This is a genomic window from Ruegeria sp. HKCCD7303 (genome assembly GCF_013111185.1).
Classification (GTDB): domain Bacteria; phylum Pseudomonadota; class Alphaproteobacteria; order Rhodobacterales; family Rhodobacteraceae; genus Ruegeria.
This window is the reverse complement of the sequence record NZ_WVRE01000004.1, coordinates 86,776-100,884: the sequence shown is the minus strand read 5'-3', so window position 1 is coordinate 100,884 and position 14,109 is coordinate 86,776. Positions and strand designations below refer to the sequence as shown.

General features: G+C 57.4%; 14 protein-coding genes and 1 pseudogene. All 15 read left to right on the top strand.

Annotated features, from left to right (window positions below; translation table 11 throughout):
* The first annotated feature begins 56 nt into the window (after positions 1 to 56).
* The 15 genes and pseudogenes from GS630_RS12290 (at position 57) to GS630_RS12230 (ending at position 14,094) form a co-directional block, all read left to right on the top strand.
* Positions 57 to 971 carry a 5-bromo-4-chloroindolyl phosphate hydrolysis family protein gene (locus GS630_RS12290; protein ID WP_171175538.1) on the top strand — a complete coding sequence of 305 codons (915 nt, stop codon included), beginning with the start codon at positions 57 to 59 and terminating at the stop codon, positions 969 to 971.
* A 30-nt stretch (positions 972 to 1,001) separates the two neighbouring features.
* Complete coding sequence (locus GS630_RS12285; protein WP_171175540.1) at positions 1,002 to 2,192, top strand: toxic anion resistance protein; 1,191 nt, start codon at positions 1,002 to 1,004, stop codon at positions 2,190 to 2,192.
* Positions 2,167 to 3,162 carry a DUF2927 domain-containing protein gene (locus GS630_RS12280; protein ID WP_171620746.1) on the top strand — a complete coding sequence of 332 codons (996 nt, stop codon included), beginning with the start codon at positions 2,167 to 2,169 and terminating at the stop codon, positions 3,160 to 3,162. Before GS630_RS12285 ends, GS630_RS12280 begins: the two co-directional genes overlap by 26 nt.
* A gap of 22 nt (positions 3,163 to 3,184) precedes the next feature.
* Positions 3,185 to 4,333 carry an SPFH domain-containing protein gene (locus tag GS630_RS12275; RefSeq protein WP_171620555.1) on the top strand — a complete coding sequence of 383 codons (1,149 nt, stop codon included), beginning with the start codon at positions 3,185 to 3,187 and terminating at the stop codon, positions 4,331 to 4,333.
* A 46-nt stretch (positions 4,334 to 4,379) separates the two neighbouring features.
* A complete protein-coding gene (locus GS630_RS12270; RefSeq protein ID WP_171620553.1) occupies positions 4,380 to 5,486 on the top strand; it encodes a TFIIB-type zinc finger domain-containing protein in 1,107 nt (368 codons plus the stop codon).
* Positions 5,487 to 5,563: 77 nt separating this feature from the next.
* The gene (locus GS630_RS12265; RefSeq protein ID WP_171620551.1) at positions 5,564 to 6,232 is read left to right on the top strand and encodes a nitroreductase family protein; all 669 of its coding nucleotides are present in this window, start codon (positions 5,564 to 5,566) and stop codon (positions 6,230 to 6,232) included.
* 42 nt (positions 6,233 to 6,274) lie between these two features.
* Entirely contained in the window at positions 6,275 to 6,712 is a 438-nt protein-coding gene (gene dtd / locus GS630_RS12260; RefSeq protein WP_171620549.1) for a D-aminoacyl-tRNA deacylase, read from the top strand.
* The gene (locus tag GS630_RS12255) at positions 6,712 to 7,815 is read left to right on the top strand and encodes a glycerate kinase (RefSeq protein ID WP_171620547.1); all 1,104 of its coding nucleotides are present in this window, start codon (positions 6,712 to 6,714) and stop codon (positions 7,813 to 7,815) included. Before dtd ends, GS630_RS12255 begins: the two co-directional genes overlap by 1 nt.
* 244 nt (positions 7,816 to 8,059) lie before the next feature.
* On the top strand, positions 8,060 to 9,649 hold the full coding sequence (locus tag GS630_RS12250) for an ABC transporter substrate-binding protein (protein ID WP_171175554.1): 1,590 nt from the start codon (positions 8,060 to 8,062) through the stop codon (positions 9,647 to 9,649).
* Positions 9,650 to 9,661: 12 nt separating this feature from the next.
* A pseudogene (locus GS630_RS22610) lies at positions 9,662 to 9,886 on the top strand (ABC transporter permease); the annotation flags it as partial.
* 37 nt (positions 9,887 to 9,923) lie between these two features.
* Positions 9,924 to 10,025: a hypothetical protein gene (locus tag GS630_RS22605; RefSeq protein ID WP_371732307.1), complete on the top strand. Its 102-nt coding sequence runs from the start codon at positions 9,924 to 9,926 to the stop codon at positions 10,023 to 10,025.
* Entirely contained in the window at positions 10,013 to 10,618 is a 606-nt protein-coding gene (locus GS630_RS22600) for an ABC transporter permease (protein ID WP_371732306.1), read from the top strand. Before GS630_RS22605 ends, GS630_RS22600 begins: the two co-directional genes overlap by 13 nt.
* Positions 10,615 to 11,472, top strand: coding sequence for an ABC transporter permease (locus GS630_RS12240; RefSeq protein WP_171175559.1), 858 nt, complete (start codon positions 10,615 to 10,617; stop codon positions 11,470 to 11,472). Before GS630_RS22600 ends, GS630_RS12240 begins: the two co-directional genes overlap by 4 nt.
* The gene (locus tag GS630_RS12235) at positions 11,469 to 13,106 is read left to right on the top strand and encodes an ABC transporter ATP-binding protein (RefSeq protein ID WP_171175561.1); all 1,638 of its coding nucleotides are present in this window, start codon (positions 11,469 to 11,471) and stop codon (positions 13,104 to 13,106) included. Before GS630_RS12240 ends, GS630_RS12235 begins: the two co-directional genes overlap by 4 nt.
* 151 nt (positions 13,107 to 13,257) lie before the next feature.
* The gene (locus GS630_RS12230) at positions 13,258 to 14,094 is read left to right on the top strand and encodes an alkaline phosphatase family protein (RefSeq protein WP_171620545.1); all 837 of its coding nucleotides are present in this window, start codon (positions 13,258 to 13,260) and stop codon (positions 14,092 to 14,094) included.
* The last annotated feature ends 15 nt before the right edge of the window (positions 14,095 to 14,109 follow it).

The following is a 14,109-nucleotide window of genomic DNA, read 5'->3' as shown; positions in this document are numbered from 1 at the left end:
TTTTGTTGCTGCTATTGCTTGGTGTCTGCACCGGCCTGCTCGGGGGGCTGTAGTCCATGGCAAAGCGGTTTGGCGGCAAGTACAGCCCGCAGGGCGATACCTCAGACGATACACCTGTGCCACGTGGACAGTTTGACGGTGCACGGGTCGAGCCCGCTGGTGCCCGTGCCAATCTTCTGTTTCTTCCGGCCATTCCTTTGGTGTTTTTGTCGCTGAACGATGGCGCGATCGGCATGACCATCGGTCTGATCGCAGCTGGTATCCTGACAGCTGCCGCGTTCCTGCTGCGCGAAGGTTTGCGGGCCGAAGCCGCGTATAACGCCCGAAAGACCGCCCGACGGCCTGCTTTTCCGCGCAAGATATTTGCCAGCATTCTAACGGGCCTGGGTGCAGGGCTAGCCACATACAGGACCGAGTTTCTGGATGCAGAAACTGCGGCACAAGCCAGCTTGTTGGCCCCGGTGCTTTTTGGAGTGGCGGCTACCGTTTTGCACTCGGTCTCATTCGGCATTGATCCGATGAAGGATAAGGGCATGGAAGGGATCGACACCTTTCAGCAGGATCGCGTGGCCCGCGTCGTCGACGATGCCGAGAAACATCTGTCTGAGATGACGGACGCCATCAAACGCGCGGGTGACCGCAGGGTCGAAGCCCGCGTCGAACGGTTTCAGGACACTGCGCGGGACTTGTTCCGCACAGTCGAAGAAGACCCCCGCGATCTGGCCGGTGCCAGAAAGTACCTGACCGTGTATTTGCAGGGCGCACGGGACGCGACCGTCAAGTTTGCTGACGTCTACGCCCGAACCCGCGATGCGCAGGCGCTTGCGGATTACTCTGCTTTGCTGGACGATCTGGAACAGAATTTCGCCGCGCGTACGCGCAAAATGCTATTGGATGACCGCAGTGATCTGACGGTTGAAATTGACGTGTTGCGCGAAAGACTGCAGCGCGAAGGCGTCCGGTTGGACTGACCGGCCATTATTTGAGCGAGGAACATACCCATGTCCGATGAGATCAAGAACAAGGCAGTTCAGGCTGAAACTCTGGTGCAGGAAGTCACCGCCGTTGCCTTGCCTGAACCGCAGGCCGAGGTCGTGTCGCTGGAAGACGCCGACGAACCCGTCAGTGCCGAAATCCGCAAGCGGATGGATGAAATCGACATTGGCAATACCAACTCGATCGTGTCTTTTGGGTCATCTGCACAGGCCGAGTTGCAGGAAATCAGTCAGGCGATGCTGGCGGATGTGCGCAACAAGGATGTGGGCCCCGCCGGAGACAGCCTGCGCAATATCGTCACCACGATCCGTGGCTTCTCGGTCAGTGAACTGGACGTGCGCCGCGAACGCAGCTGGTGGGAAAAACTGCTGGGCAAGGCCGCGCCTTTTGCCAAATTCACCGCTCAGTACGAAGAAGTTCAGGGCCAGATCGACCGTATCACCGACGATCTTCTGGGCCATGAGCATACCCTGCTGAAAGACATCAAATCGCTTGATCTGCTGTATGAAAAGACGTTGGACTTCTACGACGAACTGGCGCTTTACATCGCTGCAGGCGAGGAAAAGCTGACCGAACTGGACAGCCACGACATTCCGGAAAAAGAGGCCGAGGTAGAGGCCGCGCCCGAAGATCAACAGGTCATGAAAGCGCAAGAGCTGCGCGACATGCGCGCCGCACGGGACGATCTGGAACGCCGTGTTCATGATCTGAAACTGACCCGCCAGGTTACGATGCAGTCGCTGCCATCGATCCGTTTGGTACAGGAAAACGACAAGTCGCTGGTGACCAAGATCAACTCGACCCTGGTCAACACAGTTCCTCTGTGGGAAACCCAGCTGGCGCAAGCTGTCACCATCCAGCGCAGCGCCGAAGCTGCCGCCGCCGTGCGTGACGCCAACGATCTGACAAACGAACTGCTGACCTCGAACGCGGCGAATCTTCGCGAATCCAACAAGATGATCCGCGAGGAAATGGAGCGCGGCGTGTTCGACATTGAAGCCGTCAAGCAGGCCAATGCTGACCTGATCGGGACCATCAACGAAAGTCTTGCAATTGCAGATGAAGGCAAGGCCAAACGCGCTGCGGCCGAAGTTGAACTGCAAAAGATGGAAGCCGAACTACGCGACACTTTGGCCTCTGCCAAAGCGCGCCAGGACGGTGTTGGTGACAATGCCGGCACTGCAGTTCCCGGCTAAAGGCAGGATCGGTGTGCGGCACTTCAATTCTCTGAAACTTGCGTTGGGTGTGACTTCGGTTTTGGCGTTGGCCAATTGCGATGAAACCCTTACATCTACTGTTGCGCCGCAGCCTCGCCCGGAACCCGCGCCGACCGCGGCGAATGCGTATGTACCGCCTTCTGCGGCAAGTCAGGATCTGGCGCGGTTTTACCAGCGCGTTGAACGTGACCTTCTGGTTCGGGGGCTGTTGCGTACAGACGGCGGCGGACCGGACACGCCCTATGACGCCGACGATCTGGCCCGGAACTTCGAAACAATCGCGTTCTACAGCGAATATCCGACGCAGAGTGTTTCGATTGGTTCACGCCAGACGGACGGGCAGCTGAGCCGTTGGTCGGGGCCCGTTCGTATCCAGACCGAGTTTGGCCCCTCGGTTTTGCCCGAAACACGGACACAGGATGCGGAACAGGTTCGGGTGTTTGTGGGTCGTCTGGCCGGATTGACCCAGCACCCGATATCGGTTGTATCGCGAAACGCCAACTTCCATGTCTTTTTCGCAGGCAAGGACGACAGCGCCTATGTCGCGTCCCGCCTGAAGCAATTGATCCCAAATATCAGCCAGGCTTCGCTGGATCTGGTCGCCAACCCACGCGCCAATTTCGACTGTCTGGTCTTTGCGTCTGCGACCAAGGCGTCACCCTACAAATATGTGCGCGCGGTTGCATTGATCCGCGCTGAACTGACGGACCTGGTGCGCCGCAGCTGCATTCACGAGGAAATCGCCCAGGGGCTTGGCCTGTCCAATGACAGCCCGGCGGCGCGGCCTTCGATTTTTAACGATGATGATGAGTTTGCATTGCTGACCAGCCATGACGAGAAACTGCTGACGATGCTGTATGACCAGCGATTGCAGCCCGGTGTGGGCGTGGATGAAGCACGCCCTGTCGTACGTATTATTGCGCGTGAATTGATGGGGCAGCCGCTCTGACCCCAAGGACAGGAGAACCCAAATGGGAATTTTTGATTTTCTGACCGGAGAATTCATTGATGTCATTCATTGGGTGGATGACACCCGTGACACGATGGTCTGGCGGTTTGAGCGTGAAGGGCACGAAATTAAGTACGGTGCCAAACTGACCGTGCGCGAAGGTCAGGCAGCAGTATTTGTGCATGAAGGGCAATTGGCCGACGTATTCACGCCGGGTCTCTATATGCTTGAGACCAACAACATGCCGATCATGACCACCCTTCAGCATTGGGATCACGGTTTTCAGTCGCCGTTCAAGTCCGAGATCTATTTCGTCAACACAACTCGGTTCAACGACCTGAAATGGGGCACCAAGAACCCCATCATGCTGCGCGATCCCGAGTTCGGGCCAACCCGTATCCGGGCCTATGGCACCTACACGGTGCGTGTTAAGGACCCCGCGAAGTTCCTCGTGGAAATCGTCGGAACAGATGGCGAATTCACCATGGACGAAATCAGTTTCCAGGTGCGCAATATCATCGTACAGGAGTTCAGCCGCGTCATCTCGGGCTCTGGTATTCCTGTTCTGGACATGGCCGCAAACACCGCCGATCTGGGCAAGCTGATCGCTGCCGAAGTTTCGCCGGTCTTGGACAGCTATGGGCTGGAAATGCCGGAGTTTTACATCGAGAACATCTCGCTGCCCCCGGCGGTTGAGGCAGCTCTGGATAAGCGGACTTCGATGGGTTTGGCGGGCGATCTGGGCAACTTCACTCAATATTCGGCAGCAGAGGCGATGACGGCCGCGGCCAATAATCCGGGTCAAGGCGGTGGCATGGGCGCCGGTCTTGGCATGGGTATGGGGATGGCAATGGCGCATCAGATGTCGAACATGGCAGCGGGCCAGCCGAGCGGCCCTTGGGGATCGCCCGCCCCCGCTGCCCCGCAAGCGGCAGCACACGCGGCACCGCCTCCTCCGCTACCTGTCGAGCATGTGTGGCATATCGCTGTGGATGGTCAGACAAGCGGGCCGTTTTCCAAAGCCAAGATGGGGCGCATGGCCAGCGAAGGCGAACTGACACGTGACACATATGTCTGGACTGCGGGACAGGACGGCTGGAAAAAGGCAGGCGACGTGCAGGAACTGGCGCAGTTGTTCACGATCTTGCCTCCGCCGCCGCCCGGGACGTGAACAAACACGGTCTTCCTTCATATTCATCGTGACCACCGGGTAAATCATGACACACGTCACTGCTCCTGATATTGCAGAACATCGTTTCCCCTGTGACCAATGCGGCGCGGACTACCGGTTCAATCCGGGTGATGGTAACTTAACCTGCGATCATTGTGGACATTCCGAACCGATCAGTGCCGGACCGTGGGGCGGTGCAAGTCTGCGAGAACTGGACTTTGACGCCGCCATCGCTGACCGCCTGCCGGACAGCGAGATCGAGGAAACCCGCGTTCTGTCGTGCCCAAACTGTGCCGCGCAGGTAGAGTTTGACCCAAACACCCATGCAGCAGAATGCCCGTTCTGTGCCACGCCGGTCGTGACCGATACCGGGATCAACCGGCATATCAAACCAAAGGGCGTATTGCCTTTTGCGTTTGACGAACGCTCGGCCCACCAGGCGATGGGCGATTGGTTGGGACGACTATGGTTCGCGCCAAACGGGTTGAAGGAATATGCCCGCAAAGGGCGCAAGATGCAGGGCATTTACGTGCCTTACTGGACTTTCGATGCCGACACCAAGTCTTCGTATCGCGGCGAACGCGGTACTGTCTATTATGAAACCCGCACCGTGATGCGAGACGGCAAGCGGGTTCAGCAACAAGTGCCAAAGGTACGCTGGACCCCCAAGTCCGGCCGCGTCGCGCGGTTTTTTGACGACGTGCTGGTGTTGGCATCGAAGTCGCTTCCCAAAAGCTACACCGACGCGTTGGAACCCTGGGATCTGCCCGCGCTGGAGCCCTATCAGCCCGAATACCTCGCAGGCTTCCGGGCTGAAGCCTACAGCGTTGAACTGCGGGAAGGGTACGTCGAAGCGCGCGCGCATATGGCACGCGTGATCGAGCGGGATGTTCGTTTTGACATCGGCGGCGACCGGCAGCGCATTCATGCGGTCGATACAGACGTGCGCGATGTCACGTTCAAGCATATCCTGCTGCCGGTTTGGATGGCCGCTTACAAATACCGCGGCCAGACGTATCGGTTTGTGGTCAATGGCAGAACCGGGCGGGTTCAGGGCGAACGCCCGTGGTCAGCCATCAAGATAACCATCGCTGTTGTGCTGGGATTGCTGCTGGCTGCGGGTGTCGGCTATTTGGCGGCCACCGGGCAATAGGCAGACCTGCAGACAGGCTTGTGCATCCGACGAAGCGCGGCCATGTTCAGTTCGGAAAACAAAGGGATGAGCCTGTTGTGTCGTTTGCTGAACTGAATACCCTTCTGAGAGACCGCCATTCCTGCCGGGCGTTTCTGCCTGATCCTGTCCCCCGCGCGCAGATCGAGCAGATCGTCGCCAGCGCATCTCGCGTTCCCAGCTGGTGCAATGCGCAACCCTGGCAGTTGGCAATCACCAGCGCAGACGAAACGGATACTTTCCGTGAAGCGATGCAAAACGAGGCTGTCAGCGGAACGCCCGCTCCCGATCTTCCGTTTCCAACATCTTATTCTGGCGTGTACCAAGACCGCCGCCGCGCCTGTGGCTGGGCGCTTTACGAAGCTGTTGGAGTGGAACGCGGGGATCGCGCCGGGTCGGCGCAGCAGATGATGCAGAACTTTTCCCTGTTCGGCGCGCCACACTGCGCCATCCTATCAAGTCCGGCAGAACTTGGACCCTATGGCGCGATGGATTGCGGTGGTTTTGTCACGGCCTTCACGCTGGCCGCGCAGGCTTTGGGTGTGGCGACAATACCCCAAGCGGCCCTGGCCACTTACGGCCCCTTTCTGCATCGGTATTTTCAAATCCCTAAGGATCGCCTGATCCTTTGCGCAATTTCGTTTGGCTTTGCCGATCCGGATCATCCGGCAAATAACTTTCGAACAGATCGCGCCGCACCGAGTGACTTTGTGCAATGGCGCGGTTAAACGGGCGCAAGGGCAGTCCTATCGCGTTTAGGGAGGAACCACGTGCGCGCAGTATTGCAGAGGGTGTCATACGCCAAAGTGTCGGTTGATGATGCAGCCATAGGTTCGTCAGGGCCGGGCCTTATGATTCTTGTTTGCGCGATGCAGGGTGATGACGACATGAAGGCCCGGAAGCTTGCGGAAAAAGCCGCGAAACTACGTATCTTCAAGGATGACGCAGGCAAAATGAACCGCTCGTTGCTGGATGTTGGCGGATCAGCGTTGGTGATCAGCCAGTTCACGCTGGCCGCCGATACAACAAGCGGCAACCGACCAGGGTTTTCAAACGCAGCACCACCGGATCAGGGCGAGCACCTGTACAAGGAATTTGCAGCTCACCTTGGCGCACAGGGCGTTGCGGTGGAAACCGGACAGTTTGGGGCTGACATGGCCGTTGAACTTGTGAATGACGGCCCTGTCACGATCTGGATCGAGAACTGATGGACATATCAAAACAAGCGGTAGATTTTTGGCAGGCCGGGGTTGATGCGGTTGACGGATATACCGCCACCAAAGCCGCACTGCCTGGTGTTCCCAAGCCGGACCGGATACTGGCCGTCGGCAAACCCGCGGCTGCGATGGCGCGTGCAGCGCTGGCGCAATTTGGCTCGGTCCCCACGCTTGTCGTGACCAAGGACGATCACGGCCGCGACCTGCCAGACGCGGTCGAGGTAATCGAAGCCTCGCACCCGGTGCCAGACGACCGCAGCCTTGCCGGTGGGCGGGCGCTGCGCCTGGCGATGGAGCAGATGCACCCCGGGTCACATGTCCTGTTGCTGGTTTCGGGCGGGGCATCCTCATTGGCCGAGGATCTGTTGCCAGGAACATCTGTGGGTGATCTTGAGGCGTTGAATCGCAAGCTGCTGTCGGAAGGTTTGGACATCCGCGCCATGAACGCCGAGCGGCGCAAGCTGTCTCGTATCAAAGGCGGCGGATTGCTGTCTCATTTCAAAGGCGCGCGTGCCACTGTGCTGGCGATTTCCGATGTGCCAGGGGATGATCTGAATGTCATTGGCTCGGGCATCGGCGCGTTGCCGGACAACTACACCTTTACCGCCACCACGCAGATAGTGGCTTCCAATGCCCATGCGCGGAATGCGGCGGTCGCGGCTGCGGATATGGCAGGCCTTGCGGTTCTTGCAAATGAAGAAGCCCTGCATGACGACTATTTGCAAGTCGCCGCGAAACTGGGGCCAATGCTGCGCGGCATGGACAAAGGCGTTATGATCTTTGGCGGTGAACCAACTGTAGTCCTGCCGGAAAAACCCGGTCGTGGGGGTCGTAATCAGGCACTGGCGCTTGCTTTGGCCAAAGAAATCTCGGGGCAGTCTGGCCTGGCAATTGTTGTTGGCGGCACGGATGGAACCGACGGCCCAACAAACGCAGCCGGAGGAATCGTTTGCGGCACCACCTGGGCCGATGGGGCCGAAACCTATCTTCAAAATGCTGACAGTGGATCGTTTCTGGACAAAGTTGACGCGTTGCTGACGACCGGACCAACCGGGACCAACGTCATGGATCTGGTCGTCGCAATACGAGGGTAATTAGACGCCTTGCCCACATTGTGATCCACAAGCGTCTGGAAATATCAAAAATTGCCAGTTTTCTTTTAGACAGATCACGGACACTGCGTTCGTGACATCCCTTCGTGTCGTCCATGTGCAGACGATCGTTTTTGATATCGGCACGAAATATCCTTGCCCGACTAGCAGAAATAAGCCAACGTTGACTCAAGCGTCAATAAAAAGTCCGAAAAGGGCTAATACCACTCAATAGGGAGAAGATTAAATGAACGAACAAATCACACATATGGCCGGTCAGGTCACAGCAGGGAAAATGACCCGCCGCGAATTCATGGGGAAAGCAGCTGCATTGGGTGTTTCGGCTGCCATGGCCAGCACTATGTTTGCCGACGCCGCTCGTGCGGCGGGTCCAGTGAAGGGTGGAACCTTCAAAATGGGCGTTCAAGGGGGCGAAAGCACAAATACGCAGGATCCGGCGTTGTGGTCGTCCGATGTTCCGATTGCTGGTGGCCAGCAGTGGGGCGAGACGCTGGTCGAAGTAAATGGCAAGGGCGAACTTGAAGGGTTGGTTGCCGAAAGCTGGGAAGGGTCTGCGGATGCAAAGACTTGGCGCTTCAAAGTCCGACAGGGTATCGAATTCTCCAATGGTAAAACAGTCACCCCAGAAGACATCATGCGCACGATGGAGCGCCACACAAATGAAGATTCTCAGTCTGGTGCACTAGGTATCGTGCAGGGCATTGAATCGATGCGGGTCGACGGGGACACCTTTGAAGTCACAATGGAAATCGGCAATGCCGATCTACCCTACTTGCTTGCCGACTATCACTTGAAAATCCAGCCAGACGGTGGCTTTGATGATCCGAACTCGGCCGTCGGCACCGGACCTTATGTTCTGGAGAGCGACGAGCCAGGCGTGCGTATGCAGTTTGTCCGCAATCCGAATTACTGGGGCGGCGACGCTTTTGCCCATTACGACAGTGTCGAAGTAATCACGCTGAACGATGCAACAGCCCGGACCGCCGCACTTCAGTCAGGTCAGGTAGACATCATCAACCGGGTTGAGCCCAAGATTGCCCAACTGCTGGACCGGGCGCCAAATCTGTCGGTTCAGAATGTCTCGGGGCGGGGCCACTACGTGTTCATCATGCATGTGGATACTGCACCATTTGATGCAAACGAACTGAGGTTGGCATTGAAATATGCCATCAACCGCGAGGAAATGGTTGATAAAATCCTGCGCGGGTATGGCGGTATCGGCAACGACATGCCAATCAACGCTGCCTATCCGCTGTTTGACGATAGTATTCCGCAGCGTGAGTACGACCCAGCAAAAGCTGCTGAGCATTACAAGAAATCCGGGCATGACGGCTCACCGATCATCCTTCGCACGGCCGATGGAGCCTTCCCCGGTGCCGTGGACGCAGCCGCATTGTTCCAGCAAACGGCACAGGCTGCGGGGATTCCTTTGGAGGTCAAACGCGAACCAAATGACGGGTACTGGTCCGAAGTCTGGAATGTGCAACCATTCTGCGCGTCGTACTGGAGCGGGCGCCCGGTTCAGGATCAGATGTACGCGACCGCGTATCTGTCAACTGCTGACTGGAACGACACACGCTTCAAGCGCCCCGAGTTTGACGAAATGCTGCTGGCGGCACGCAGCGAACTGGATGACGCGAAGCGCAAGGAAATCTACTCGAAAATGGGCATGATGGTGCGTGACGAAGGCGGCCTGATCCTGCCAATGTTCAACGACTTCATTGACGCAGTCAGCAACGAAGTCCAAGGATATGTTCCTGACCCGAACGGCGCCATGATGTATTGGTACGCGTCGAAATTCACCTGGAAAGCCTAAGGTTCCAGGTCAATGCATCCCATCATAATACTGGTTGCTCAGCGCCTTGCGCTGAGTACCCTTCTCCTTATCGCGGCGTCAGCACTGATTTTTGCAGGGACAATGATTTTGCCCGGCGATGTGGCACAATCGATCCTGGGGCAATCCGCTACGCCGGAGTCGCTGGCCAACCTTCGTGAAGAGCTCGGGCTGAATGATCCGCCGCTCACCCGCTATTTCGACTGGCTGTTTGGGGCCCTGCAAGGCGATCTGGGGACCGCTTTGACCAACGGCCGTGACATTGCTGAAAGCATCGGACAGCGGATGTCGAACACCCTTTTTCTGGCCTTCTGGGCTGCGATCATTTCGGTGCCTCTGGCCATCATGTTGGGCCTGATTGCCGTACGCTATAAGGACCGGTGGCCTGACAAGCTGATTTCGGCAGTGACACTGGCCTCAATCTCGATCCCGGAATTCCTGATCGGCTACCTGCTTATGTATTTCATCGCGGTAAAACTGGGCTGGTTCCCATCGGTCGCAATGATTGGTGACCATATGAGCCTTTTGCAAAAGCTTCAGGCTATCGCCCTGCCCGTAATGGTTCTGACGCTCGTGGTTTTGGCGCATATGATGCGTATGACCCGTGCGGCGATTTTGAACGTCATGCAATCGGCTTATATCGAAACCGCCGAGCTTAAAGGCCTGACCGGGTTTCAGGTGATTGCACGCCATGCCTTCCCGAACGCCATCGCCCCGATCGTAAACGTCGTGATGCTGAATCTGGCCTATCTTGTGGTCGGTGTCGTGGTGATCGAGGTGGTCTTTGTCTACCCTGGAATGGGCCAATACCTGGTCGATCATGTTGCGAAACGTGATGTTCCGGTGGTGCAGGCCTGTGGTCTGATCTTCGCGGCCGTCTACATCGGCCTCAATATGGTCGCGGACATCGTCTCGATCCTGGCCAACCCGCGTCTGAGGCACCCGAAATGAAGAACATCCCTATTTCCGCACTGATCGGGTTGTTCCTGACGGCCCTCTACTTTCTCATGGCGCTGTTCGCGCCGCTCATCGCCCCCTACGGCATGGCCCAAGTGGTCGGCGATGTATGGGAACCCTCAAAGATCGAGATCATGCTTGGGATCGCTCCCGCAGGTTTCACCGAGTCAAACTTCTGGCTGGGCACCGACAATATCGGTCGCGATCTGCTTAGCCGCATGATCTATGGCGGTCGCACGACAATCTTCATCGCAACGGCTGCGACCATCCTGTCCTTCGTGACCGGCTCGGTCCTGGGCTTCTTTGCGGCTGTGATGGGGGGCTGGGTCGACCAGGTGCTGTCGCGCTTTGTCGATCTGATCATGTCGATACCGACCTTGATCTTTGCCCTTGTGGTACTGTCGGTGATGCCTGTGACAGTTCCGATTTTGATCGTCGTTATGGGCTTGTTGGACTCGACGCGGGTCTATCGTCTGGCCCGTGCTGTCGCTGTCGACATTACAGTCATGGATTATGTCGAAGCCGCCCGTCTTCGGGGCGAGAAAAACGGTTGGATCATCTTCCGGGAAATCCTGCCCAACGCGCTTTCACCGCTGGTTGCCGAGATGGGCTTGCGTTTCATCTTTGCCGTACTTTTCGTCTCAACCCTGTCCTTCCTGGGTCTTGGTGTACAACCGCCCGAGGCTGACTGGGGTGGCATCGTGAAGGAGAACAAGGAAGGCATCGTGTATGGCATTCCCGCCGCCTTGTTGCCCGCCGTTGCCATCGCGACGCTGGCGATTTCGGTCAACCTTGTGGCCGACTGGGTCTTGAACCGAACCACATCACTGAAAGGAGGCCGGGGATGAGTGATCCACTTCTCAAGGTCCGCGACCTCAAAATCGGCGCAACCGTCTACCCACCGGGTGAAAAACCCCATGACATTGAGATTGTGCATGGGGTCAGCTTCGACCTGGCACCTGGTAAGGTGCTCGGTCTGATCGGTGAATCCGGGGCCGGTAAATCCACGATCGGTCTAGCGTCCATGGCCTATGGCCGGGGTGGCGTGAAGATCACAGGCGGAGAGGTTTGGGTCAACGGGCGCGATATTCTAAAAACTTCACATCGGGATATTCGCAAGCTGCGCGGGGGCGAGGTGACTTATGTGTCTCAGTCCGCTGCTGCGTCCTTTAACCCTGCCAAAAAAATCATGGATCAGGTGGTCGAGGCTGCGGTTGAACAGAAAAAGTTCAGCCGCAAAGAAGCCGAAAGTCGCGCGCGTGAGCTGTTCGCCAAGCTGGGTCTGCCCGATCCGGACAATATCGGCGATCGTTACCCGCACCAGGTCTCTGGGGGTCAGTTGCAGCGCTGCATGACGGCGCTGGCGCTGTGTCCCGAACCTGATCTGGTGGTGTTCGACGAACCAACCACCGCGCTGGACGTGACCACCCAGATCGACGTGTTGATGGCGATTAAAGAGGCCATTGCCGACACTGGTGTTGCCGCGCTGTATATCACCCACGACCTTGCGGTTGTGGCGCAAGTGAGCGACGACATCATGGTCCTGAAAATGGGCAATACCGTTGAATACGGGAACACGGATCAGATCATCAACAATCCGCAGGAAGAGTATACGCAAGCTTTGGTCTCGGTACGCTCGATCGAGCATGAAGAGAAACAGCCAACGGCGGACCCCGTGCTCAGCGTTGATGGGATCACTGCGCGTTATAAGGGCCTGAATTTCGACGTGTTGCACAACGTCAATGTCGAGCTTCATCCGGGGCAGACATTGGCTGTTGTCGGCGAGTCTGGCTCGGGCAAGTCCACGCTGGCGCGCGTGATCACTGGCCTGCTGCCACCGCGCGAAGGAGAGATTACCTTTGCCGGGCGCAAGCTCTCGTCGGACCTCAAAGGCCGAACCCGCGAAGACCTGCGCGAATTGCAGATGATCTATCAGATGGCCGACGTGGCGATGAACCCGCGTCAGACGGTTGGTACAATCATTGGCCGCCCGCTGGAGTTCTACTTCAACATGCGCGGAGCGGAAAAGCGCAAGCGGATCATCGAATTGCTGGATGAAATCGAACTGGGCGAAAAGTTCATCGACCGATATCCGGCCGAGCTGTCTGGTGGTCAGAAACAGCGTGTTTGCATCGCGCGATCCCTGGCTGCGAAACCCAAGATGATCATCTGTGATGAGGTGACATCGGCGCTCGACCCACTTGTGGCGGATGGTATTCTCAAGCTGCTTCTAGACCTGCAGAAGATCGAGAATGTGGCCTATCTGTTCATCACCCACGATCTGGCAACTGTCCGTGCAATCAGCGACAGTATTGCGGTGATGTATCAGGGACGAGTTGTGCGGTACGGTCCAAAATCGCAGGTGCTCAGCCCGCCATTCGACGACTATACCGACCTTTTGCTCAGTTCCGTGCCCGAAATGCATCTGGGCTGGCTGGAAGAGGTTGTCGCCCATCGCAAGATGGAGAGCGCGGGGAACTGATCCACGCTTGTGACAGTTCCATGAAATCTGAAAATCCCGGCGCTTTGTCCAATGACAGGTGTCGGGATTTTGCTATTGGGGGCGTGAACAGTCGTGTTTTGAGCCGCGAATCTCCTAGGCTCGGCTGAAGAAATTACTGAAAGGCTCGGGCATGGACCGCAAACTTCTGCTCATCATTCTGGACGGCGTCCCCTACCGCAATTTTCGCCGCCTGTTTGGCAATCTGGAAGGCTGGGTCGACAGCGGCGACGCGCGGGTTTGGAAGCTGCGCGCAGTGCTGCCCTCTACTTCGGCCAGCTGCTATGCATCGATCCATACAGGTGTGACACCGCAGGAACATGGCTGCACCGGCAACGGCAATGTTTTTCGGCTGAGCCACAAGGATGTGTTCAGCCAGGTCCGCGAAGGCGGCGGTGTAACCGGAGCGGTCACCCACAGCTATTGGTCGCAGTTTTTCAACCGCCACCCCTTCGACTATGTCCGTGACATCGAATATGACGAACCCGAAAGCCAGACCATCAACCACGGTCGTTTCCACACCATGACCGGCTATGGCAAAGACAATCAGATGACACCGTCCGATGTCGATCTGTACGGAACCCTCACGAATCTCTGCCTGCGCTTCGGGCTGGATTATGGCATCCTGCACGCCTGCACGTTGGACAGCATGGGTCACCGGTTCTTCCACGATTGCGAGGAAATGGACCACGCATGCTTTGTCGCGGACGAGATGCTGGCGCCCTTCATTCCCCGTTGGCGGCAACTGGGCTACGAAGTTATCGTGACCGCTGATCACGGTCAGGATGAACGCGGTCATCACGGTGGGCGAGGACCGCTGCAGCAGGAAACGGCGCTGTATTACTTCGGCAACGCGGACGGCCCCGACGCAGATACTATAATCTACCAATTGCAGTTGGCCCCCACGATCCTGCATCGCATGGGCGCGCCCGTCGCAGAAACGATGAAGGGCGAAGTTTTCTTGCGATAACGTTCATCCGCTTTT